This is a genomic window from Kineosporia babensis (genome assembly GCF_021129305.1).
In the GTDB taxonomy this organism is placed as follows: Bacteria; Actinomycetota; Actinomycetes; order Actinomycetales; family Kineosporiaceae; genus Kineosporia; species Kineosporia babensis.
Genome location: NZ_JAJOMB010000001.1, coordinates 15,274 through 36,525, shown reverse-complemented (window position 1 = coordinate 36,525; position 21,252 = coordinate 15,274). Strand labels below are relative to the sequence as shown.

The following is a 21,252-nucleotide window of genomic DNA, read 5'->3' as shown; positions in this document are numbered from 1 at the left end:
CTGGGAACTCAGATCCGCCGAAGCGCCTGAGTCCACCGAAACACCCGAGTCCACCGAAACACCCGAGCCCTCGGACCCGGCGTCGGCGACCGCACGCGTCTCCAATTCTGGTTTGTCACGGGTGCTTGCGGTGGCCGGGGACGAGGTGGACGAGGGGGACGAGGCGGATTTCCGGGTGCGCGAACTGGCCGCGCTGGTCTTCCGGGTGGCCGCCGGTGAGGAGGAAGGGCCCGCCGAGCTGGTCATGTCCGCCATGCTCTCACTGTCCTGGTCTCGCGCTCGGTGTCCCGGTCTCGGCCAGTTTGCTGGCGAACGGCCGCCGGTACTGGTCAGGTGGTGCGATGAAACGGTGGTGCTGAGCGAAAGTCCACCCGCCTGCCTTGATTCGGCGTTGCGGGCCGGTAACTTCAGTGCTGGGCGCTCGCCGGGTAGGGGCCCTCGTGCACCACGTCGATGGCGAACTGCCCGAATCCGAGCCGGTGGTAAACCTTCAGCGCCGCCGCGTTGTCGGCCTCGACGTACAGCGTCACCGCCGGCAGCCCCAGCCCGGCCAGGTGCCGCAGCCCGGCCAGGGTCAGCGCGGTGCCCAGCCCGCCGCCGTGCCGGTCCGGATCCACGCCCACCACGTAGACCTCGCCGTGCCCTTCGGGATGCACCTTGGTCCAGTGGAAGCCGATCACCTCGCCGTCGGCCTCGGCCAGGAAGAACCCGGCCGGGTCGAACCAGGGCTCGGCCTTGCGGGCGTCCAGGTCGGCCTGGGTCATCCGGCCCTGCTCCGGGTGCCAGCTGAAGGCCCGGGAGTTCACCCGCAGCCAGGCCGCGTCGTCCGCGCCGGGCCGGAAGGTGCGCAGCTGCACGCCCTCGGGCAGGACCGGGTCGGGCAGACCGTCGAGCCCGTTGGTCGGCCGGCGCAGCTGCAGCAGTTCCCGCACCACCCGGTAACCCAGCTGGGCGCCGAGCGCACGGGCCGCGGGGTGGTCTCCGTGCGACCAGATCCGGGCCAGCGTGCTGCCCTCGGTGATCTTCTCGAGCAGTTCGCGTCCGATGCCCTGACCCCGATGTTCCGGTGCGATCACCGCTTCGGCGCCGACAACCGTCCTCTGCTCCTCGGGCTCTGCATCCTCGGTGTGGGCGTACCCGATCACCGCGCCGGACTCCTCGCGCACCACCAGATGCCGCCCGCCCGGGACGGCTGCGCCCATCGCCAGCAGCACCTGCTCGGAGACCGGGGCGACGGCGTCGGCGGCGGTGGCCGCATCCAGCACGGCGTGCACCGCCTGGGCGTCGGTCTCGGAAAGCTGGTCGAGGACGTCGATCTTCACGCGGGAGGTCACCGTTCGCAGCATAGGCGCTGGCCCTGAGACAGCACCCGGGCGATCAGGCCGCTCAGGCGTCGACGGTCTCCTCGACCCCGACCCGCTCGCGGCCGGGCGGGACGAACCGGTAACCGACGTTGCGGACCGTGCCGATCAGCGCGTCGTGCTCCGGGCCGAGCTTGGCCCGTAGCCGCCGCACGTGCACGTCCACCGTGCGGGTACCGCCGAAGTAGTCGTAGCCCCAGACCTCCTGCAGCAGCTGGGCGCGGGTGAAGACCCGGCCCGGGTGCTGGGCCAGGAACTTCAGCAGCTCGAACTCCTTGTAGGTGAGGTCGAGCGCGCGCCCACGGACCCGGGCGCTGTAGGTGACCTCGTCCACGATCAGGTCGCCGGCCCGGATCTCCGGCGTCTCCTCGGACTGCTGCGCCTCGGCCAGGCGACTGCGACCGGCAGCCAGCCGCAACCGGGCCTCGACCTCGGCCGGGCCGGCGGAGTCGAGCAGCACGTCGTCGGCGCCCCAGTCGGCCACCACCGCGGCCATCCCGCCCTCGGTGAGCACGAGCAGCAGCGGGGAGGACAGGCCGGTGGTGCGCAGGAGGCGGCACAGCGAGCGAGCGCCGGCCAGGTCACGGCGGCCGTCCACGATCACGGCATCGGCGGGGGGCGCGTCGACCAGGACAGCGGCCTCGGCGGGCAGCACCCGGATCTGGTGCGGCAGCAGGCCGAGCGCGGGAAGTACTTCTGCGGACGGGGCCAGGGCATTCGTCAGGAGAAGGAGTGATGCCATCTGTTGAACCTCCGCGTCGTCCGACCGACCGTGCAGGTGGCGAGCCCCCGTGTTGCCGCGTCTTTGCGGAGTGCAACCCGCTCAGGGTATGTGACGAGGCGTTGTTGTCACAGGGGTCATCCGGAATTTGTCACCACGCAACGTCACAGTTCAGCGACGTGCGCCCGAATCCGAACGTGAACGCGGCCTCACCGGGACGTTTCCGGGCGGTGTCTGCAGTGAATCCGGTTCGGCCGGGTCCCGCCAAGAGGGGTGAGATGTGACTCTCACGGCATCTTCGCCCTGCTCGGGCGGGCAGAAGAGGCGCTCGGAGGCGGGCTCTGGCCGGGGATCTGTCAGGATGCGGGCGTGACCGCCCCGCTTCCCGCCGGCCTGGCCCTCGTGGCCGCCGCCGTCCTCGCCGTGGCCGGTTACGCCGGAGGAACGGTGCTCGCGGCCGCTGCCGGCCTGACGGTTCTGGGCCTGGCGATCGGCTGGGGCGAGCTGCTGCGGCTGCCGCACCGGGCCGGCACCACCGTACTCGTTCTGGTACTCGGAGTAACCGGGTTGGTGGCCGGCGTCGTGGCGATCTCGCCCGAGGTCGACGTGGACCAGCCGCTGTCGGTGTTCTCCGGGGTGATGGCCGGGGCAGTGCTCAGCACCTTCGCCCACGAGCTGTTCCGCCGCGACGGCCGGCACAACCTGGTCGAGTCCGTCACCGGCACCCTGGCCGGCCAGTTCGTGGCCGTGCTGGCGGCCGGCTGGATCCTGGTCGGCGACACCCAGGCCGGATCGGCTGCGGTGGTGGTGGCAGCGGCCGGGACCGCGGTGGGCCGCCTGGTCCTGACCCTTCCGCTCGCCGCCTCGATGCTCACCTGGGTGGGGATGGGCGCCGGCCTGGTCGCCTCGGTGGTCGCGGCCGTGGTGGTGGGCGAGGTGCCGCTGGGTACTGCGGCCGCGGTCGGGCTCGCGGTCTCGGGCGTCGGCATCGCGGTGGATCGGCTGGTGGATGCGGAAGGTGCCTCGGCCGGCCTGCAACCGGCCACCCTGGCCCGGGCGGCCGCCCCGGTCGCCGCCGCCGGGACCGCGGCCTACGCCATCCTGCGCATCGGCATCGGCTGACGTCGTCTACTGAGGCCTCAGTACACGACGACCTGGGTACCGTCCCGCAGGATCCGCTCCACGTAGCTGGCCGCCCCGCCGATGGTGATCGGCTCGATCAGGTCGTCCAGCGAGATCCCGCGCCGGGTGGCCGCCTGCGTGCACACCCGGACCCGGCCCACCTCCAGCACGATCTCGAGCAGCTCGCTCAGCGGGGTGGTGTGATCGAGGGTGAGTTCGCCGGCCCGCCCGGGCAGACCCAGCCAGGCGGCCTCACCGCTCAGCCACACCTCGACCGGCACCCCACCGGCGCAGGCGGCGGCCGCCACGGTGAAGGCCTGGTTGCAGCGTTCCGGAGCGTCCGCCCCGACGGTGACCTCGATGACGAGCGAGTCGGCCATGCCCGGGACGCTACCGTCCGGCGAGCGCATACGATCGTGTCGTGGCGTTCCAACTAGACATCGACCTGCCCCCCGCGCTCGCCCCTGTGGCCTGGCTGATCGGCCGCTGGGAGGGTGCGGGCGTGATCGGCTACCCGACCATGGACGAGGCGCAGTTCGGCCAGGAGATCGAGTTCTCCCACGACGGCCGGCCCTTCCTGACCTACACCTCGCGGATGTGGCGGCTGGACGACGAGGGCAACCAGGTCGAGCCGCTGGCCACCGAGAGCGGCTTCTGGCGCCCGGTGCCCCCGCCGGCCGACGCCGAGGACGAGCCGGAGGACAACACCCCCTCCACCGACCTCGAGGTGCTGATCGTGCACCCGACCGGCATCTCGGAGATCTACCTGGGCCGGGCCAAGGGCCCTCGGATCGACCTGCAGACCGACCTGGTCGCCCGCACGGTCACGGCCAAGGAGTACACGGCCGCCACCCGGCTGTACGGCCTGGTGGAGTCCGACCTGCTCTGGGCCCTGGACATGGCCGCCGAGGGGCACCCGCTGCAGTCGCACGCCTCGGCCCGGCTCAAGCGGGTCTGAGCCGGATGGGGCAGGTGAGCGCCGAAGCACTGGACGCGGCCCTGCGCGAGCGTGGCCTACGGGCCACTCCGCAGCGCCGCTCCGTGCTCCGGGCGGTCACCGAACTCGGCCACGCCACCCCGGAGCAGGTCTGCGACTTCGTCCAGCAGTCGGGCTCCGAGGCCGGCGCGGTCAACCTCTCCACGGTCTACCGGGCCCTGGAGCTGATGGAGAAGATCGGCGTGGTCAGCCACACCCATCTGACCCACGGTTCGCCGACCTACCAGGTCGCCGACCACGTCAATCATCTGCACCTGGTCTGCCGGGACTGCGGAGCGATCACCGAGGCCGACCTGGAGCTGGCCCGGCCGCTGGCCGAGGCGGTGCGCGCCCGGTCCGGTTTCGACACCGACCTGGCCCACCTCTCGCTGCACGGCCGGTGCGCCGACTGCCTGGCCCGAGGGGAACAACAACCGTGAGCGAACCGCTGCAGACCAGCATGAGCGAATACCGCAGCCCCCTGCTGCAGCGCCCGGGCGCGGTCCCCGCCGAAGGCATCGACGAGGGCCTGGCCTGGCACTTCGGCAACCCGGTGGCGGAGCAGCGGCGGCTGGAGGCCGGTACCGCCAAGGCCGACCTGTCCAACCGCGGGGTGGTCCGGATCGAGGGCCCGGACCGGCTCACCTGGCTGCACTCGATGACCACGCAGCACCTGTCCGGCCTGGCCCCGTACACCTCCACCGAGGCGCTGCTGCTCACCCCGAACGGGCACGTCGAGCACGACCTGCACCTGGTGGACGACGGCACCGCCACCTGGATCACGCTGGAGCCGGGCGGCGCCCCGCAGTTGACTGCGTTCCTCAAGAAGATGCAGTTCATGCTGCGGGTCGAGGTCACCGACGTGAGCGCCGAGTGGGCAGTGATCGGTGAGCCGGCCGACCGCGAGGGCTCGGCCGAGGAAGGGCTGGCCTGGCGCGACCCGTGGCCCGAGGTGGCCAGCGGCGGCGCGCTCTACACGGCGGCCGAGATCGAGGTGGCCGGGCATCCGCGGTGGGCCTGGCGCGAGGTGCTGATCCCGCGCGCGGAGTTCGAGAAGCGGGTGGCCGAGGGCGAGTTCGACGACGCGGCGGGCACCTGGGCGGTGGACGCGCTGCGGGTGGCCGCCTGGCGTCCGCGGCAGGGGTTCGAGACCGACCACCGCACCATCCCGCACGAGCTCGACTGGCTGCGCACCGCCGTCCACCTGAACAAGGGCTGCTACCGCGGGCAGGAGACCATCGCCCGGGTGCACAACCTCGGTCGCCCGCCCCGCCGGCTGGTGATGCTGCACCTGGACGGCTCGATGAGCGAGCTGCCCGAGTCCGGCGCCCCGGTGCTGAACGGCTCGCGTGAGGTCGGCCGGGTCACCACCGCCGCCCGCCACCACGAACTCGGCCCGATCGCTCTGGCCGTGCTCAAGCGTTCCACCCCGGTGGATGTGCAGTTGCTGGCCGGAGGGGTCGAGGCGGCGCAGGAGATCGTGGTGGACGCGGCTGCGGGCCCGGCCGCGGACGTCCCCAAAATGCGTCGCCTTCCGCAGAGTTAGCCGCAAACTTTCCAGCAGAGGACGGGTGTCGGTGGCCGATTCTCCGGCCACCAGTCACGATGGCGGGATGAGCCGGACGCTGATCACCGTCGCTCCCACCGGCGCCGAGGTCGACAAGGCGAGCTGGCCACAGCTGCCGACCACCCTGACCGAACTGGTGGCCGAGGCCAAGGCCTGCGAGTCGGCGGGCGCGGCGATGATCCATGTGCACATCCGGGACGACGAACACCGCCCCACGCTGGACCTGGGCCGACTGCGCGAGACCGTTGCCGCGCTGCGGGAGAACACCGGGCTGATCGTGCAGCTGTCCACCGGCGGCAGCGTGCACGATCCGCTGGACGCCCGGCTGGCGGTGCTCGACGCCGCGCCCGACTCCTGCTCACTGACCTGCGGCACGGTCAATTTCGGGGACGACGTGTTCAGCAACCCCTGGCCGTTCATCACCGAGCTGTACCGCCGCACCCAGTTCGAGAAGGTGGTGCCGGAGTTCGAGCTGTTCGACCTCGGGCACGTGGCCACCCTGGAACGCCTGCTGGACAAATACGGCCTGCCCGCCGGCGGAAAGGTCCACGCCGACCTGGTTCTGGGCGTGCCCGGCGGCCTCCCGGCAACCGTCCCGGCCCTGGTCAACGCCGTGCAGGCGCTGCCCGAGGCGGTCACCTCCTGGTCCGCCACCGGGATCGGGCGCGGCCATCTGCCGATCCTCGCCGCCAGCCTGGCGATGGGCGGCCACGTGCGGGTCGGCCTGGAGGACAACCTGTTCTTCGCCCCGCGCCGGCCAGCCACCGCGAACGCCGAGCTGGTGGCCCGCGCCGCCGCGCTGGCCAACCATCTGCAGCGCCCGGCAATGAGCCCGGCCCAGGCCCGGGAACTCATCGGCCTGTGACCTGACTCATCGGGAACTCGCCGGAACAGGACCTACGGCAGCTTGCAAAGTGCTAACTGGAGCAAGCACAGTGGGCGGGTGGCAACCCTCAAAGTGCCCGACCGGGTGACCGACCTCGGGGCGTACGTCAAGGAGCAGCGCGAGAACGCGAAGCTGTCGCTGCGCCAGCTCGCCAACGTCGCCGGGGTGAGCAATCCCTACCTCAGCCAGATCGAGCGGGGGCTGCGCAAACCCTCGGCCGAAGTGCTCACCCAGATCGCCAAGGGCCTGCAGATCTCCGCCGAGGCGCTGTTCCAGCGGGCCGGCCTGCTGGAGGAGTCGGTCGGGGTCGAGGTCGAGGTGGCGATCCAGAGCGACGTGCGCCTGACCGCCCGGCAGAAGCGGGTCCTGCTCGACATCTACTCCACCTTCCGCGCCGAGAACGCCCGCGACGACGCGGACAGCGAGGCCCAGGCCGATGCCGTGGCCGCCGCGGTGGAGGGCACCGTGGTCCCGCTGATCGCCAAGAGCAAGGCCAAGAACGGCCTCAAGTCCCGCCGGCGCAGCACCGAGTCGTCAACCGCGTCGGCTTCACCGGCGGCGCAGGCCGAGTCGGTGGATGCGCACCCGGCCGGCACCGGGCGCCCGGGGGCAGCCCGGCGCAACGCCCGTAAGCGGGTCGGCGGCCAGCGTTCGGCGTCGCTACGCCAGGTCCGGACCGAGGACCAGAGCACCGACTGACATTCCAGCCGTCCGGCAGCGCCGCCGGGGGTTCGCCAGGAAGCACGAACGAACCGGCCCGCATCAGGAGGACACGATGACCACCACCGATCAGGAAAAGCGTCCCTCACTGCCCACCACCCCGCTGTTCGCGGTGGTCGGCGCCACCGACCTGGCCGTGCAGCAGGTGCGCGCCGCCGCGGCCGGGGCCTCGCAGGTGCAGCAGCGTTTCCAGTCCGACATCGAGGCCCGGCTGGCCGGTGTGGAGAAGCGGATCGGCGAGTTCGACCCGAAGACGCTGCGCAGCCAGGCCGAGGCCGCCTACGAGGAGCTGGCCCGCCGCGGCAAGGACCTGTTCGACCGGGTCTACACCCAGCCCGACAGTCAGGCCTTCGTCAGCCAGGCCGGCAACACCCTGAACAAGGGCAAGGCCGCTGTCACGGTCGCCCGCCGGGCCGCCGACGACACTGCCTCGGCGATCCGCGGCACCCTTTCCCTGGGCCGCGCCGAGGCCGGCAAGGCCGCCGAAGAGGAGCTCCGGCTCGACCAGGAAGCCGTGCAGAAGGCGGTGGAGGTCGGCGACGGGGGTAACCAGGTTCCCGGCGAGCCCACCGATCAGGCAGTCGCCCGCACCCGTACCTCGGCCCGCAAGACCGCTACTACGGCCCGCAAGAATGCCGCCGCCACCAAGACCGCGGCCAAGGGCACCCGCACCAGCGCCCGCAAGACCACCGCGGCCGGTACCCGGGCGGCCCGGTCGGCGGCCAAGAAGGTCGGCGAGTAGCGACCCGGCTCGTGATCAGGCTGCCCGGTTCGCCTGGTCACGAGGGGCTGGTCACGAGGAGCTGGGCCGGGCGGGCGAAGCCGCGTCCGCCCGGTGGCCCTGATCCTGAACCGCCTCTTGTGCCTGGCCAGGGCGACAGGGGAACCTACTCGCGTCCCAATCGTTGTCATCTCAGACCATCCTCCGGGGGGACCGGGGGCAACCTCGAGGCCCTAAGGTAGACGTATGAGCGCGCTGGGTAGTTTTCAGAACCTGCTGTCGCTGACCATCGGCGTCCTGGCTCTCGGCGTGATGGCCTTCGCCCTGGTCGACGCGTTGCGGCAGCGCACCGACGCCTTCACCGCGGCGGGCAAGCTGACCAAGCCGATCTGGCTGGCCATCCTCGGTGTCGCCACGGCGATCGGCGTGATCTTCGTCGGCTACCCGTTCAACGTGTTCAACCTGATCGCCTTCGTGGCCGCCGGTGTCTACCTGGCCGACGTGCGCCCGGCGATCAAGTCGATCACCGGCGGCGGCAACAGCGGGCCCTACGGCCGCTGGTAAGGCTCTCTGACAGCGCGACCTGAAAGCGCGACTCGTTGCGGAACGCGGTCGCGTGGTCACGCAAAGGCATCATCGAGCCGCTAGGCTCGCAGTAGTCACCGCGCTCGCCCGGCGGTGCGCATCCACGCAGATGGTGCCTGAGCAGCGCCGCTGAATGCCGGCGGGACAGGGAGGGCCGATGGCCGAGTACATGCCCGGAGGGCGCCGCCGGATCGACCGGGTGCTCGCTCCCGGTTATCTGGAGGGCATCGACGTCCTGGATCTCGAGGAGATCCGGGTGCGCCGCGCCGAGGCCGACCAGGAAGAGGTCGACCTCTCCTACGCTCGCCGGCTGCTGCAGGGCCGGATCGACCTGCTGCGCGCCGAGCAGAACCGGCGCAGCGGCGAGGGCTCCGACCAGCCGGTCTTCGGCAACCGCACCGACGAGGCGATCGCCGAGACGCTCAAGCGCATTCTCGGCGCCGAGAAGCGCACCGACCGGGGGCTGGGCCGGCACATGGCGGCCACCCCGAGCCGGGTCGGCGAACACCGCCGCGAGGCCGAGCGTGCAGTCTCCGACGTGGGCGTCTCCGACCTGGACATGCCCGACGCCGAGCTGAGCGCGGCGATCGAGAAGCTGGTCGGGATCGAGAGCAAGGTCTCTCGCTCGCGCAAGCAGGTGCAGCAGGTGGTCGACACCCTGACCGCCGAGGTGGCCCGGCGCTACCAGCTCGATCAGGTGAGCCTGGCCGACCGCTTCTGAAAAGCCCTACACCTAGGGACGGGGACCTCACCTTTGAAAGGTGAGGTCCCCGTCCCTAGTTGGTTGGCTTGGCACGTAGGGCCTGTCCTGTGGATCTTTGCCTAGTGCGGGGCCCCCGGGGCACCTCCTCGCTACGGCCCTGATCCACAGGACAGGCCCTAGGATCGGGCGCCGTGAGAGCAGTGGTGCAGCGAGCGTCCTCCGGCCGGGTCAGCGTGGACGGCGAGGTGGTCGGCGCGCTCGACGGGCCCGGCCTGGTCGTGCTGGTCGGGATCACCCACACCGACGGGCCGGATCAGGTCGCCACGATCGCCAAGAAGATCGCGACCCTGCGCATCCTGCACGACGAGAAGGCCGCGGTCGACGTCGCCGCCGGAGTGCTGCTGATCAGCCAGTTCACCCTCTACGCGGATACCGCCAAGGGCCGTCGCCCGTCCTGGAACCAGGCCGCCCCCGGCCCGGTGGCCGAACCGCTGATGGAGGCGCTCGCCGAGGCGGTGCGCGGTCACGGGCTGAAGGTCGAGACCGGCCGGTTCGGCGCGAACATGCAGGTCGAGCTGGTCAACGACGGGCCGGTCACGATCCTGCTCGAGGCCTGACGCTCTCCCAGGCCACGGTGATCTCGCCCAGCCGCCAGCGGGCCGAGGTGTCCAGCACCGGCCAGCCCTCCTGCTTCAGCGCCGCCACCGTGGCCAGCCAGCGCTGCCGAGCCCCGAACGAGCTCAGCGGCGAGTTCCGGGCCCAGGCCGCATCGAGCGCGTTCAGGTAGTCGTGCACCCGCTCACCAGGCACGTTGCGGTGGATCAGGGCCTTCGGCAGTCGCTCCGCCACGTCTGAGGGCTTGTCCATCCCGCCCAGCCGCAGCGAGATGCTCAGGCTGACCGGCCCTTCTTGCGCGCCGACCGCCACCCACGTCGAGCGCCGGCCGATCTCGTCGCACGTGCCGTCGACCAGCAACCCCTGCGGGGCCAGCCGCTGTTGCACCAACTGCCAGGCCGGGGGTACCTCGTCCTCCGCGTACTGCCGAAGCACGTTGAACGCCCGGACGATCACCGGCCGACGTCCGTCCAGCGGCAGCTCGAACCCGCCCACCCGAAAGCTCAGACCCGGCTTCTCCAGGGGCTTGGCCACCGCCACCCGGGCCGGGTCGATCTCGATGCCGACCACCTCGACGTCGGCCCGGACCACGCTCAGCCGATGATGCAGCTCCACCGCCGTGATCGGGCTGGCCCCGTACCCCAGGTCCACCACCAGCGGATCGGCCGCCTGCCGCAGCCGGGCGGCGGCCGGCCCGGCGAGCCAGCGGTCGACCCTGCGCAGACGATTGGGGTTGGTCGTGCCCCGGGTGATGGTGCCCTGCACGGCACCGCGGCGGGGCGGAGTCACGGGCTGCAGCCTAGCCAGCCGTTCCCGCGCTGCTGGTTGTCGCACCTGGCGGCTGGTTGTCGCAGTTGGCGGCCGCTGGTAGCAAATTGCAGCGCTGCAAGCCCCCTTTTCTGCGACTTACGGCCGCCAACTGCGACATCGGGCGAGGCTGCCCGGGCTGGGCGTGAACCCACGCCTGAACCCCGCCGCCAACCGCGACTTACCGCCGCCAGTTGTGACACCGGGCGAGGCGCCAGAGACGGGCGTGAACCCAGGCCGGGCCGGGCAGCGTGACAGGACCGTACGTCGACGTGACCGCGTGGTGACGATCACCCCGGCCAAAGTCGGGAAGAGCGGCCTGGGTCGGTGAGTTAGCTTCTTTCGGGGGTTTTTCAGGACCCTGCCGGAACCGAGCAAGGAGGACGCATGGGGCTGAGGCCGGACGGAACGCCCGGACGAGTCGCGATGGTCTCCGTGCACACCTCGCCGCTGGAGCAGCCGGGCACCGGTGATGCCGGGGGTCTCAACGTGTACGTGGTGGAGACCGCCAAGCGGCTGGCCCGCGCCGGCACCGAGGTGGAGATCTTCACCCGGGCCACGGCCGGAGACCTGCCCCCGGTGACCGAGATGCTGCCCGGCGTCCTGGTCCGCAACATCGTCGCCGGCCCCTACGACGGTCTGTCCAAGCACGATCTGCCCGGTCAGCTGTGTGCCTTCAGCGCCGGCGTGCTGCGCACCGAGGCTCGCCTGGCGGCCGGCTGGTACGACCTGATCCACTCGCACTACTGGCTCTCCGGGCAGGTCGGTTACCTGGCCGCGGAGCGCTGGAACGTGCCCCTGCTGCACACCATGCACACCATGGCCAAGGTGAAGAATCTGTCGCTGGCGGCGGACGACAAGCCCGAGCCGGCCGGCCGGGTGATCGGCGAGGAACAGGTGGTGGCCGCGGCCGACCGGCTGATCGCGAACACCGACCTGGAGGCGCGCGACCTGATCGGCCTGTACGACGCCGACCCGGAGCTGGTCACGGTGATCCCGCCGGGGGTAGACCTCGACACCTTCACTCCGGACGAGAAAGCGGGGGCGAGGCAGCGGCTGGGGTTGTCCCAGGACGCCGAGATCATTCTGTTCGTCGGCCGGATCCAGCCGCTGAAGGCCCCGGATGTTCTGCTCCGGGCGGTCGCCGAGCTGATCCGCCAGAACCCCGGCCGACGGGAGAACCTGGTCGTGGCCGTGCTGGGCGGGCCCAGCGGGTCCGGGCTGGAACGGCCGGAGGAGCTGCAGAAGCTGGCGGTGGAGGAGGGTATCGGCGACCTGGTGCAGTTCCACCCGCCGGTCGAGCGCCCGGTGCTGGCCGACTGGTACCGCGCCGCCGATCTGGTGGCGGTGCCGTCCTACAGCGAGTCCTTCGGGCTGGTCGCAGTAGAGGCTCAGGCCTGCGGTACCCCGGTGATCGCGGCACGGGTGGGCGGCCTGGCCACGGCGGTGCGCGACGGTCGTACCGGGCTCCTGGTCACCGGGCACGAGCCGAGCACCTGGGCCCAGGCACTGGACGACCTGTTGCGCGCGCCGCACGTACGGGCGCGGATGAGCCGGGCGGCGGTGCGGCACGCGAACATGTTCAGCTGGGACCACACCGTAGATGCCACCCTCGAGACGTACGCGGCCGCCTGTGCCGCTCACGCACGTCCCAAATTGGTGGTTGCCGCAGGCTGATCAGGGGTAGGGGCTTTGAAGCAAGAACGTAAGGACGCGGAACTCGCCGTCCGTAGTTGGCTCGCCGAGGCAGGGGTCGAGTCGGTACCGGGAACCCGGGCCGGCGAGTACGTGGTCGAACTGCCAGGGGAGGCGAAACTCCGTACCGGGGTCTCGATCCTGGTCACCGACCGCGCGCTCAGCGTCTCCGCGTTCGTGGTGCGCCGCCCGGACGAGAACCACGAGGCGTTCTACCGCTGGCTCCTGCAGCGCAACACCCGCCTGCCGGGCATCGCCTTCGCCCTGGACTCGCTCGGCGACGTCTACCTCACCGGCCGGATGCCGCTGGCCGGTGTGAACACCGACACCATCGACGACCTGCTGGGCGCGGTGCTGTCCGCCTCCGACGGCTCGTTCAACGAGCTGCTCGCGCTCGGATTTCTCAGCTCGATGCGCCGGGAATGGGCGTGGCGTACCGATCGTGGCGAGTCCACCCGCAACCTGGAGGCCTTTCGTCACCTCCTGGATGACGAACGGGCCGGGTGACCAGGAACAAGAGTCCACTAGTCTGCGAGGTATGGCGTACACCCTCGTGCTGCTCCGCCACGGCGAGAGCGAATGGAACGCGAAGAACCTCTTCACCGGCTGGGTCGACGTGGCCCTCTCGGAGAAGGGCCGCGAGGAGGCCGCGAAGGGCGGGCAGCTGCTCGTCGACGCCGGCGTGCTGCCCGACGTGGTGCACACGTCGCTGCTGCGCCGCGCGATCACCACGGCCCACCTGGCGCTGGACGCGGCGAACCGGCACTGGATCCCGGTCAAGCGCAACTGGCGGCTGAACGAGCGTCACTACGGCGCTCTGCAGGGCAAGGACAAGAAGCAGACGCTGGCCGAGTTCGGCGAGGAGCAGTTCATGCTCTGGCGTCGCTCCTACGCCACGCCCCCGCCGCCGATCGAGGAGAAGAACGAGTTCTCCCAGGCCGGCGACGCGCGCTACGCGGACCTGGGCGACGACATGCCGGCCACCGAGTGCCTGCAGGACGTCGTGGCCCGGATGCTCCCGTACTGGGAGAGCGACGTGAAGCCCGACCTGGTGGCCGGTAAGACGGTTCTCCTGGCCGCGCACGGCAACTCGATCCGCGCCCTGGTCAAGCACCTGGACGGGATCTCCGACGACGACATCGCCGGGCTGAACATCCCGACCGGCATCCCGCTGGTCTACGAGCTCGACGACGAGTTCAAGCCGGTCGTCAAGGGCGGCAAGTACCTCGACCCGGACGCTGCCGCGGCCGCGGTGGCAGCGGTCGCCAACCAGGGCCGCTGAGTCTTCCTACAAACAACGGACGGTGTGGTCACCAGCGCTGGTGACCACACCGTCCCTTGTTTGGGGCTTTCAGAGCTGGTCGCTCACCGGCTCACCGTGGGCGGCCGCGTGGTCGCCGGTGACCAGGAAGACCACCCGGCGGCAGACCCCCACGGCGTGGTCGCCGTAGCGCTCGTAGTACCGGCTCAGCAGGGTGATGTCGACCGCCGTCTCCACCCCGTGCTTCCAGTCCGGGGCGAGCAGCTTGGCGAACATCTCGCGATGGATCCGGTCCATCTCGTCGTCGTCGGCCTCGAGTTCCTCGGCCGCCTTCAGATCCCGGTTGGCGATGATCGTGCCGGTCTTGAGCACCAGCCGCTCGGCGATGTGCCCCATCTCGACGATGTACGAGCGCAGCTCGGCCGGCACCGCCGAGTTCGGGTAGCGCAGCCGGGCCAGCTTGGACACGTGCCGGGCCAGGTCGCCCATCCGCTCCAGGTCGGCGCTCATCCGCAGCGCGGCGATCAGGGTGCGCAGGTCGGTGGCGACCGGGGACTGGCGGGCGATCAGCACCAGCGCCCGCTCCTCCAGGTCGTGGTGCAGCGCGTCGACCTGCTCGTCGGCCGCGATCACACTCTCGGCCAGGGGAAGGTCGGCGTCGAGCAGGGCGGTGGTGGAACGGGCCATGGCCGATCCGACCAGACGGGTCATCTCGACCAGCTGGTCGTCGATCGACTGCAGGTCGATCTCGAATTGCTCGCGGATTCCGCCGCTCACGGTCACTCCTGGGGGCTGAGGCCTGTATCGGGCCGGGCTGACTTCACCTCGAACGGCATACTTCTTCACCGCAAGTGACTGATCAACGGCGAATCGTGGCCCACCGTCGCAGTGACCCATGAATAGATGCCGATCTGAAGGTGAACACGCGCCGAAGGGTTGGCCCGGTGAGTACCCTCCGGCGCATAACTGCCCGGGAGGCAGCTTACGCTGACATGGTGAGCACGCCCCTGGCCTTTGCCATCGCCATCGGGATCGGCCTGGTCGTCGGGTTGGTCCTCGGTGTGCTGAGTGCGGCCGGGCGCGGTCGCCGGGCCCCCCAGCCGCTCACCACCCCCGTCCTGGCCGGCCCGCTGCCCGAGGGCGCCGCCGACGTGCTGAACGTGCTGGCCTCCGCCTCGGTCGTGCTCGGCACCGACGGCCGGCTGATCAAGTCCAGCCCCGCCGCGCACGCCTTCGGCCTGGTCCGCGGCCGTGAGCTGGTGCACGCCGAGCTGCGCGAGATGGCCGCCGAGGCCGGCACCCTGGGCCTGGTCCGCGAGCGTGAGCTGGAGCTGCCCCGGGGCCCGCTCGGCCGGGGTCGGCTGATCGTCTACGCCCGGGTCGCCCCGTTGCGGCCCGACCTGGTCCTGGTCCTGGTCGAGGACCGGACCGAGGCCAAACGGGTGGACGAGGTCCGGCGCGACTTCGTGGCCAACGTCAGTCACGAGCTGAAGACCCCGATCGGTGCGCTCAGCCTGCTGGCCGAGGCGGTGGCCGACGCCGCCGACGACGCCGACGCGGTGCGCCACTTCTCCGGCCAGATGCAGCGGGAGTCGGTCCGGCTGACCAAGCTGGTGCAGGAGATCATCGACCTGTCCCGGCTGCAGGTGGCCGACGCCCTGCACCCGCCCGAGCCGGTCGGGATCGACGACGCGGTCTCCGACGCGGTGGACCGCTGCGCCATGGCCTCCCGGGCGAAGAACATCGAGGTGGTGGTCGGCGGCGACCACGGTGCGGTGGTCTACGGCGACCACAACCTGCTGGTCACCGCCATCCGCAACCTGGTCGACAACGCGATCTCCTACTCGCCCGAGAACACCCGGGTCGGGGTCGGGGTGCGCCGGGTCGGCGGGATCGTCGAGATCGTGGTCAGCGACCAGGGGATCGGCATCTCCGGGGCCGACCAGGACCGGATCTTCGAGCGCTTCTACCGGGTCGACCCGGCCCGTTCCCGGGTCACCGGGGGCACCGGCCTGGGCCTGAGCATCGTCAAGCACGTGGCCGCCAACCACGGCGGCGAGGTGATGCTCTGGAGCCGCCAGGGCCAGGGCTCCACCTTCACCCTGCGCCTGCCCGAGTCGGTGCAGCCGGCCGGTTCGCACGCCGAGCACGCGGCGGCCGAGACCTGGGTCGAGAACCCGACCCACCCGAGGACCGGCGAACTGCCGCCGGCCTCGCCCCCGACCGCACCACCCGGCTCGGCCGCCCCTGGGGCCGCCGAGCCGCACGGCCCGGCTACCGGGCCTGCTGACACAGGACTCCCGCAGGACGCGGGGTCCGAGCTGAAAGGAGCAACCCCGTGACCCGCATCCTGGTGGTGGAGGACGAGGAGTCGATCAGCGACCCGCTGTCCTATCTGCTGCGCCGAGAGGGCTACGAGGTCGCGGTCGCCGGCGACGGGCCGGCGGCCCTGGACGAGTTCGACCGCAACGGCGCCGACCTGGTCCTGCTCGACCTGATGCTTCCCGACCTGCCCGGCACCGAGGTCTGCCGCCAGCTGCGCACCCGCAGCAAGGTGCCGGTGATCATGCTGACCGCCAAGGACAGCGAGATCGACAAGGTGGTCGGCCTGGAGCTGGGCGCCGACGACTACGTCACCAAGCCGTACTCCTCCCGCGAGCTGGTCGCCCGGATCCGCGCGGTGCTGCGCCGGGGCACCGAGCCGGAAGCGGTCGAGGGCGCCACGGTCGAGGCCGGCCCGGTCCGGATGGACGTGGAGCGGCACGTGGTCACGGTCAACGGCGACGCCGTGCCGATGCCGCTGAAGGAGTTCGAGCTGCTGGAGCTGCTGCTGCGCAACGCCGGGCGGGTGCTCACCCGGATGCAGCTGATCGACCGGGTCTGGGGCTCGGACTACGTGGGTGACACCAAGACCCTCGACGTCCACGTCAAGCGCCTGCGCGGCAAGCTGGAGCCCGACCCGGCCAGCCCCCGCTACCTGGTGACGGTGCGCGGCCTGGGCTACAAGTTCGAGGCCTGAGAACGACGCAAACGACGTAGAGGGCGGCTTCCCCGGTGGGGAAGCCGCCCTCTACTGTGTTGTGGTCCTAGTTGGCCGACTCTTCCTCGGCCGCAGTCTCGTCCTCAGACTGGTTCTGCTTGCGCTTGCTGTTGTTGGTGGACGTCGGCGTGGACTCCTCGCCGGCCTCCTCGGTGGCCGTCTCGTCGCCGGTGGCCGCCTCGTCCTCGGTGGCCGTCTCGCCCTGGCCGGCGGTGGCGTCCTCGGTGGCGCCTGCGCTGCCGGTCGGGCTGGCGGCCGGCGTGACCGAGGCGTAGTCGCCCTCGGGCGGCAGCACCGGAACATTGAGGTCGATGCGGCCCCCGCTGGAGGTGGAGGCGGTCAGGCCGGTGATGTTGCCCGGGGGCACGGCCAGCGCGCTGATCGAGACCGGGGTCTGGTTGCTGCCCGGTCCGAACTGCACGGCCTGGCCGGCGGCCACGGCCACGGTGGTCTGGCTGGGCTGGCCGGTCTCCCCGACGGCGGCCTGGATGCTCACCCGGGCGTCCTCGGTGCCGTTGTTGATCACGGAGCCGATCAGTTCGGCCTCGGCGCCCTGCTCAGCACCGATCACGATCAGGTTGCGCAGCAGCACCTGGGTGCCGGGAAGATCGGCGTCGATGCCGTCGGACGCCGGGTACGGGTCCTTGATCACGGCTGGGTTGGTCACCGAGCAGCCGGTCAGGCCGAGGGCGACGACGCCGGCGGCAAGGGCGGTCTTGGCGGCGACAACACGGGTGCGCTTCACGGCGCTGGCCTCCTGCGGATTCGTAAGTGCGGTCGAAGCCTATCGGGCGCCGGTGAGCCGTCTGAGGCACCCCACGCCAACCGGCGTCCGGATACTTCTTCGGCCGGAGCGGGCCCGGCCCGGAGCCCGCCGACCGGTGGTCCTGACCCGTGCGGAGACCCGCGAAGGCAACTCAGAGTGATCGGACGAAACCACGCTGTGTTGCTTCCTTTCCTCCTGTCGTATCATTGCTATGCCTCTGACCTGCGAAAATACTGAAGTTCCTCTGGTCCCTGCCTGGCTGGACGTGGTAGTCTGTAGTTGGGAAAGGGGATACTTACACATGGCTTTCACGGTCGGCGAGACTGTCGTTTACCCCCATCACGGGGCGGCGCTCATCGAGGAGATCAAGACCCGCACGATTAAAGGCGAGGAGCGTCAGTACCTCGTCCTGAAGGTTGCTCAGGGAGATCTGACCATCGAGGTGCCGGCGATGAATGTCGACCTCGTCGGTGTCCGGGACGTCGTGGGCCAGGAAGGCCTCGACCGGGTGTTCGAGGTGCTGCGCGCCCCCTACGCCGAAGAGCCCACCAACTGGTCCCGGCGGTACAAGGCCAACCTGGAGAAGCTCGCCTCGGGCGACGTCGTCCGGGTCGCCGAGGTCGTCCGCGACCTCTGGCGCCGAGACCAGGATCGTGGCCTTTCCGCAGGTGAGAAGCGCATGCTGGCCAAGGCGCGGCAGATCCTGGTGTCGGAACTGGCGCTGGCCGAGCACACCAACGAGGACAAGGCCGAGGCCCTGCTCAACGAGGTCCTCGCCTCCTGAAACACCTAGGCCGCTGCACTCCGGCGGCCGACGGGCCGGCCGGCCCGGCAGATCTTGGTAAGGCATTGAATCCGGCGTCCTCGCCGAAATCGGATCTCCTTGGTTCTGCGTGGAACCGGATCCGGTCTTCGACGAGAGCGCCGGATTTGTTTTGCCCATTTCACGATCCGGTAAGGTGCGCTGCGAATTGATCCGGCATTCGGATCGGGAAGATCGTGGACCCGTCCGGGTGAATAACCGCCGAAACTCCCACCGAATCCCCTCCGCCGTGATTTCGAAGATCATCGCCCGCAGAATTTTCCCCCTTCCCGCAGAGGTGCCCGTCCGATGCCCACGGCATTTGTCGCAGTGATCCAAACCGGCCGGATTCCCGACGATCTTTCCGGCGCGACGGCCGTGCACACCCTGCGCGACCTGGCCGCCTGCCCCCAGCCCGACGACGCCCCGGCTGTGCTGCTGGACCCCGCCTCCGACCAGTCCGCCCAGGTCACAGCGCTGCTACAGACCCTGGAAACGGTAGACGCGGGTGATGCGGCGGGCGGACTGGTAGTCACCAGCGTGCGCCCGGTCACCGACACCCTGAAGCGAGTAGGAGCAGGCGGCGCCCTCGCCGGTACGGCCGACCGCGAGAACCACCGCTTCGTCACCGCCCCGATCGCCACCCGCCTCGGGCTGCTGCGCGCCGCTGTGGAACGGCAACCCCAGGCCAGCACCGCCGGCGAGATCCTCGCGTCCCTGGTCGCCGTCGGCGCGACCGTGGTGACCAAGGGCGCCTAGGCCGCTTTTCAGGCGTCGTGCCTACTGCTGGGCACCCGGGGGGCCTGGACCGCGCCGTTGGAACGGCCACGCAGAACACCGCTACATGGGCGTTCCGACGGCTCGCCAGGTGACCATCGGGCACTTCCTCGTTACGGCTGCGACTCCCAGAACGCTCCCCAACGGCAGCCAGTCACTCAGGCGGTGAGACGACTAGGCGCCAACGAGGGCAGAAGATCAGTTGGGCAGGCGGCCGGGCGGGCGGATGAACAGTTGGTAGGCGCGGTCCAGATGGCCGCCCAAGCCGACTGCCTGCCCACCCATGCTGGCTGTTCACTCGTCTCACGCCTCTGCGCCCACGGCGTGCGAGGGCACCTTTGAGCACCGCTGTCGCATCGCTCGACTGTCTGCCGCCGCCCCATCGCTGCCGGCCGCGTCTCCTTCCCGCCGGCTTGTGGCCGCATCGGCCGCTACAGTCCCAGGCGCCCGGCCGAGGAGTGCCGAAGTGTGTGCATCCGGTACATGAGGGCCCGTGTGTACACATAATCGAGGTACGGCTAGCGGCGGCGGACCTGACCGAGTCGAATCAGTAGCGCGGCCCGTGCGCGGACGAGCAAGCGCCCAGAGCGTCGCTGCCGACGATCAGCCAAGTGCGAGGCCCACGCTTGCCACCTCGGAGCAACGCTGATCGGGCAGACAAAGCGACGTCATAGCGTGCTTTGTCTGCCCGATCAGCCCAGTCGAAGTGGACCCGTCTACGTCGGGGACCGCACGACGGGTGAGGGGAGCGCGGGAGGTGCGCACCCCGTCTCTAGTTAAAAGTCAGCGCGGCAGGAGCGATTCGGCGCGGCTCATGTCCTCGGCGAAGGTGACCTTGAGGTTCTCGTGGCTGCCGGGCACGGCCACCACGCGGACGCCAGGACGGCCCTCCATGGCGGCGGAGGTGTCGGTGCCCTCGGTGCCGTCGCGCAGGGCCTGGGCGTAGGCCTCGAGCAGCGGGGTAGCGCGGAAGGCCTGGGGCGTCTGGACGCGGTGCAGCGTTTCGCCGGCCGGGGGAGGGCTCAGGCGACCGGCCTCGTCGACTGCCCAGGCGTCGGTCTCGGGCAGCGTAGGTACGGCGCCACCGTTGACCGCGGCGGCCTGGATGACGGTGCGCAGCAGATCGGGGCCGGCCAGGGGGCGAGCGCCGTCGTGGATGGCCACCACCTGGAGCGAGCCTGCGCAGATCGGCCAGGACAGGTGGTCGAGCGCGTTCTGCTCGGAGGCGTGACGGGTGACGCCGCCGTGGATGATCTCGACGGGGAGCCGGATGCCGGCCGCGGCCACTGCTTCCTTGGCCTGGGCCTCGTCCTGCGGGCGGATCACCAGGATCACGCGGCCGACCTCGGCCACCGCATCGGCCCAGGACAGTGCCCAGGAGACGACCGGGCGGCCACCGAGCGGCAGGTAGACCTTGTTCTGGCCGGCGCCCACCCGGGTACCACTGCCTCCGGCCAGCACCACGAATGCCGCGGCGCCAGGGGGGCACTCAGACCCGGCGGGAAGGGTGGTTACGGGCTCGGTCACGGTTCTCGATTCTAGATGGTCCACACTTGCGCCCGTGAGTGAACCTTCAGCCAACGACCGGTTCGGCCCCCCGGGACCGGGGCCGAACGCCCCTGCAGCGGTGCTGCCGCGTACCGGTCTGGGCGTGGACGTACACGGTTATGCGCCGCCGGAGTCGCCGCGAGTGCTGTGGCTGGCCGGGCTGGAATGGCCTGGGGAAAGGGCTTTGGACGGGCACTCGGACGCCGACGTGGCCGCCCACGCCGCCTGCGACGCGCTGCTGTCCGCGGCCGGGCTGGGCGATCTGGGCTCGCAGTTCGGTACGTCACAGCCGGAGTGGGCCGGGGCGGCGGGAACCACTTTGCTGGCCGAGACCGCGCGCCGGCTGGGCGAGGCCGGGTGGCTGATCGGCAACGTGGCGATCCAGGTGGTGGGCAACCGGCCCAAACTCGGCCCGCGGCGTCAGGAGGCCCAGGCGGTGCTCTCCCAGGCCTGCGGGGCACCGGTCACGGTCTCGGCGACGACCACCGACGGCCTGGGTCTGACCGGGCGTGGGGAAGGGGTTGCGGCGATCGCAACCGCACTGGTCGTCCCGCGGGGTTGAGAGCCCGGTAACCTTGA

General features: G+C 70.8%; 25 protein-coding genes. 18 read left to right on the top strand and 7 right to left on the bottom strand.

Annotated elements, in window-relative coordinates:
- Positions 1-407 precede the first annotated feature (407 nt).
- Both mshD and LR394_RS00170 read right to left on the bottom strand, forming a co-directional pair.
- The gene (gene mshD / locus LR394_RS00175) at positions 408-1,346 is read right to left on the bottom strand and encodes a mycothiol synthase (protein ID WP_269328459.1); all 939 of its coding nucleotides are present in this window, start codon (positions 1,344-1,346) and stop codon (positions 408-410) included.
- Between the two features lie 40 nt (positions 1,347-1,386).
- Entirely contained in the window at positions 1,387-2,103 is a 717-nt protein-coding gene (locus tag LR394_RS00170; protein WP_231438225.1) for a winged helix-turn-helix transcriptional regulator, read from the bottom strand.
- 348 nt (positions 2,104-2,451) lie between these two features.
- Between LR394_RS00170 and LR394_RS00165 the strand changes: the two genes are divergently transcribed.
- Positions 2,452-3,204, top strand: a complete 753-nt coding sequence (locus LR394_RS00165) for a hypothetical protein (RefSeq protein WP_231438224.1) — start codon at positions 2,452-2,454, stop codon at positions 3,202-3,204.
- Positions 3,205-3,221: 17 nt separating this feature from the next.
- Here LR394_RS00165 and LR394_RS00160 read toward each other — a convergent pair whose 3' ends face one another.
- Positions 3,222-3,584 carry a DsrE family protein gene (locus LR394_RS00160; RefSeq protein WP_231438223.1) on the bottom strand — a complete coding sequence of 121 codons (363 nt, stop codon included), beginning with the start codon at positions 3,582-3,584 and terminating at the stop codon, positions 3,222-3,224.
- A 41-nt stretch (positions 3,585-3,625) separates the two neighbouring features.
- Between LR394_RS00160 and LR394_RS00155 the strand changes: the two genes are divergently transcribed.
- The 9 genes from LR394_RS00155 to dtd all read left to right on the top strand — a co-directional run bounded on the left by LR394_RS00155 (position 3,626) and on the right by dtd (position 9,979).
- On the top strand, positions 3,626-4,162 hold the full coding sequence (locus tag LR394_RS00155) for an FABP family protein (RefSeq protein ID WP_231438222.1): 537 nt from the start codon (positions 3,626-3,628) through the stop codon (positions 4,160-4,162).
- 5 nt (positions 4,163-4,167) lie between these two features.
- Positions 4,168-4,620 (top strand): Fur family transcriptional regulator, encoded by a 453-nt coding sequence (locus LR394_RS00150; RefSeq protein WP_269328458.1) that lies wholly within the window; start codon positions 4,168-4,170, stop codon positions 4,618-4,620.
- 20 nt (positions 4,621-4,640) lie between these two features.
- Positions 4,641-5,726 (top strand): CAF17-like 4Fe-4S cluster assembly/insertion protein YgfZ, encoded by a 1,086-nt coding sequence (gene ygfZ / locus LR394_RS00145; RefSeq protein WP_269328499.1) that lies wholly within the window; start codon positions 4,641-4,643, stop codon positions 5,724-5,726.
- A gap of 67 nt (positions 5,727-5,793) precedes the next feature.
- Complete coding sequence (locus LR394_RS00140) at positions 5,794-6,612, top strand: BKACE family enzyme (protein ID WP_231438219.1); 819 nt, start codon at positions 5,794-5,796, stop codon at positions 6,610-6,612.
- A 78-nt stretch (positions 6,613-6,690) separates the two neighbouring features.
- Positions 6,691-7,332 (top strand): helix-turn-helix domain-containing protein, encoded by a 642-nt coding sequence (locus tag LR394_RS00135; protein WP_231438218.1) that lies wholly within the window; start codon positions 6,691-6,693, stop codon positions 7,330-7,332.
- A gap of 76 nt (positions 7,333-7,408) precedes the next feature.
- A complete protein-coding gene (locus LR394_RS00130) occupies positions 7,409-8,095 on the top strand; it encodes a hypothetical protein (protein ID WP_231438217.1) in 687 nt (228 codons plus the stop codon).
- Between the two features lie 225 nt (positions 8,096-8,320).
- Positions 8,321-8,638 carry a DUF2516 family protein gene (locus LR394_RS00125; protein ID WP_231438216.1) on the top strand — a complete coding sequence of 106 codons (318 nt, stop codon included), beginning with the start codon at positions 8,321-8,323 and terminating at the stop codon, positions 8,636-8,638.
- Positions 8,639-8,816: 178 nt separating this feature from the next.
- Positions 8,817-9,380, top strand: coding sequence for an RsiG family protein (locus LR394_RS00120; protein ID WP_231438215.1), 564 nt, complete (start codon positions 8,817-8,819; stop codon positions 9,378-9,380).
- A 173-nt stretch (positions 9,381-9,553) separates the two neighbouring features.
- Positions 9,554-9,979 (top strand): D-aminoacyl-tRNA deacylase, encoded by a 426-nt coding sequence (gene dtd / locus LR394_RS00115; RefSeq protein WP_231438214.1) that lies wholly within the window; start codon positions 9,554-9,556, stop codon positions 9,977-9,979.
- Here the strand turns inward: dtd and LR394_RS00110 are convergent.
- Positions 9,957-10,766 carry a polyamine aminopropyltransferase gene (locus LR394_RS00110; RefSeq protein ID WP_231438213.1) on the bottom strand — a complete coding sequence of 270 codons (810 nt, stop codon included), beginning with the start codon at positions 10,764-10,766 and terminating at the stop codon, positions 9,957-9,959. The genes dtd and LR394_RS00110 overlap by 23 nt on opposite strands.
- Before the next feature lie 405 nt (positions 10,767-11,171).
- On the opposite strand from LR394_RS00110, the gene mshA reads away from it, so the two are divergent.
- From mshA to LR394_RS00095, 3 genes are read left to right on the top strand one after another with little or no spacing between them, the layout of a single operon-like run.
- Complete coding sequence (gene mshA, locus LR394_RS00105) at positions 11,172-12,461, top strand: D-inositol-3-phosphate glycosyltransferase (protein WP_231438212.1); 1,290 nt, start codon at positions 11,172-11,174, stop codon at positions 12,459-12,461.
- Positions 12,462-12,476: 15 nt separating this feature from the next.
- The gene (locus LR394_RS00100) at positions 12,477-12,986 is read left to right on the top strand and encodes a type III secretion system chaperone family protein (protein ID WP_231438211.1); all 510 of its coding nucleotides are present in this window, start codon (positions 12,477-12,479) and stop codon (positions 12,984-12,986) included.
- A gap of 31 nt (positions 12,987-13,017) precedes the next feature.
- The gene (locus LR394_RS00095; protein ID WP_231438210.1) at positions 13,018-13,761 is read left to right on the top strand and encodes a phosphoglyceromutase; all 744 of its coding nucleotides are present in this window, start codon (positions 13,018-13,020) and stop codon (positions 13,759-13,761) included.
- A 69-nt stretch (positions 13,762-13,830) separates the two neighbouring features.
- Here the strand turns inward: LR394_RS00095 and phoU are convergent, their stop codons facing one another.
- Positions 13,831-14,505 (bottom strand): phosphate signaling complex protein PhoU, encoded by a 675-nt coding sequence (gene phoU / locus LR394_RS00090; protein WP_407936964.1) that lies wholly within the window; start codon positions 14,503-14,505, stop codon positions 13,831-13,833.
- Positions 14,506-14,732: 227 nt separating this feature from the next.
- Here phoU and LR394_RS00085 point away from each other — a divergent pair, with 227 nt between their 5' ends.
- Entirely contained in the window at positions 14,733-16,082 is a 1,350-nt protein-coding gene (locus LR394_RS00085; protein ID WP_407936955.1) for a sensor histidine kinase, read from the top strand.
- Positions 16,079-16,759, top strand: coding sequence for a response regulator transcription factor (locus LR394_RS00080; protein WP_231438207.1), 681 nt, complete (start codon positions 16,079-16,081; stop codon positions 16,757-16,759). The genes LR394_RS00085 and LR394_RS00080 overlap by 4 nt, the downstream gene beginning before the upstream one ends.
- Positions 16,760-16,826: 67 nt before the next feature.
- Here LR394_RS00080 and LR394_RS00075 read toward each other — a convergent pair whose 3' ends face one another.
- Positions 16,827-17,525, bottom strand: coding sequence for a hypothetical protein (locus LR394_RS00075; RefSeq protein ID WP_231438206.1), 699 nt, complete (start codon positions 17,523-17,525; stop codon positions 16,827-16,829).
- Positions 17,526-17,847: 322 nt separating this feature from the next.
- On the opposite strand from LR394_RS00075, the gene LR394_RS00070 reads away from it, so the two are divergent.
- Both LR394_RS00070 and LR394_RS00065 read left to right on the top strand, forming a co-directional pair.
- Positions 17,848-18,330 (top strand): CarD family transcriptional regulator, encoded by a 483-nt coding sequence (locus LR394_RS00070; protein ID WP_231438205.1) that lies wholly within the window; start codon positions 17,848-17,850, stop codon positions 18,328-18,330.
- 327 nt (positions 18,331-18,657) lie between these two features.
- Positions 18,658-19,107 carry a 2-C-methyl-D-erythritol 4-phosphate cytidylyltransferase gene (locus LR394_RS00065; RefSeq protein WP_231438204.1) on the top strand — a complete coding sequence of 150 codons (450 nt, stop codon included), beginning with the start codon at positions 18,658-18,660 and terminating at the stop codon, positions 19,105-19,107.
- Between the two features lie 801 nt (positions 19,108-19,908).
- On the opposite strand, the gene LR394_RS00060 is transcribed toward LR394_RS00065, so the two are convergent.
- A complete protein-coding gene (locus LR394_RS00060) occupies positions 19,909-20,652 on the bottom strand; it encodes an IspD/TarI family cytidylyltransferase (protein ID WP_231438203.1) in 744 nt (247 codons plus the stop codon).
- Positions 20,653-20,752: 100 nt separating this feature from the next.
- On the opposite strand from LR394_RS00060, the gene ispF reads away from it, so the two are divergent.
- Positions 20,753-21,235, top strand: coding sequence for a 2-C-methyl-D-erythritol 2,4-cyclodiphosphate synthase (ispF, locus tag LR394_RS00055; RefSeq protein WP_407936963.1), 483 nt, complete (start codon positions 20,753-20,755; stop codon positions 21,233-21,235).
- Positions 21,236-21,252: the final 17 nt, after the last annotated feature.

Excerpts from the sequence above, each read along its gene's own strand:
- mshD (WP_269328459.1), bottom strand. The coding sequence starts at position 1,346 with ATGCTGCGAACGGTGACCTCCCGCGTGAAGATCGACGTCCTCGACCAG.
- ygfZ (WP_269328499.1), top strand. The coding sequence starts at position 4,641 with ATGAGCGAATACCGCAGCCCCCTGCTGCAGCGCCCGGGCGCGGTCCCC.
- LR394_RS00095 (WP_231438210.1), top strand. The coding sequence starts at position 13,018 with ATGGCGTACACCCTCGTGCTGCTCCGCCACGGCGAGAGCGAATGGAAC.
- mshA (WP_231438212.1), top strand. The coding sequence starts at position 11,172 with ATGGGGCTGAGGCCGGACGGAACGCCCGGACGAGTCGCGATGGTCTCC.
- LR394_RS00065 (WP_231438204.1), top strand. The coding sequence starts at position 18,658 with ATGCCCACGGCATTTGTCGCAGTGATCCAAACCGGCCGGATTCCCGAC.
- LR394_RS00085 (WP_407936955.1), top strand. The coding sequence starts at position 14,733 with ATGGTGAGCACGCCCCTGGCCTTTGCCATCGCCATCGGGATCGGCCTG.
- LR394_RS00150 (WP_269328458.1), top strand. The coding sequence starts at position 4,168 with ATGGGGCAGGTGAGCGCCGAAGCACTGGACGCGGCCCTGCGCGAGCGT.
- LR394_RS00130 (WP_231438217.1), top strand. The coding sequence starts at position 7,409 with ATGACCACCACCGATCAGGAAAAGCGTCCCTCACTGCCCACCACCCCG.
- LR394_RS00070 (WP_231438205.1), top strand. The coding sequence starts at position 17,848 with ATGGCTTTCACGGTCGGCGAGACTGTCGTTTACCCCCATCACGGGGCG.
- LR394_RS00125 (WP_231438216.1), top strand. The coding sequence starts at position 8,321 with ATGAGCGCGCTGGGTAGTTTTCAGAACCTGCTGTCGCTGACCATCGGC.
- LR394_RS00140 (WP_231438219.1), top strand. The coding sequence starts at position 5,794 with ATGAGCCGGACGCTGATCACCGTCGCTCCCACCGGCGCCGAGGTCGAC.
- LR394_RS00170 (WP_231438225.1), bottom strand. The coding sequence starts at position 2,103 with ATGGCATCACTCCTTCTCCTGACGAATGCCCTGGCCCCGTCCGCAGAA.
- LR394_RS00120 (WP_231438215.1), top strand. The coding sequence starts at position 8,817 with ATGGCCGAGTACATGCCCGGAGGGCGCCGCCGGATCGACCGGGTGCTC.
- LR394_RS00160 (WP_231438223.1), bottom strand. The coding sequence starts at position 3,584 with ATGGCCGACTCGCTCGTCATCGAGGTCACCGTCGGGGCGGACGCTCCG.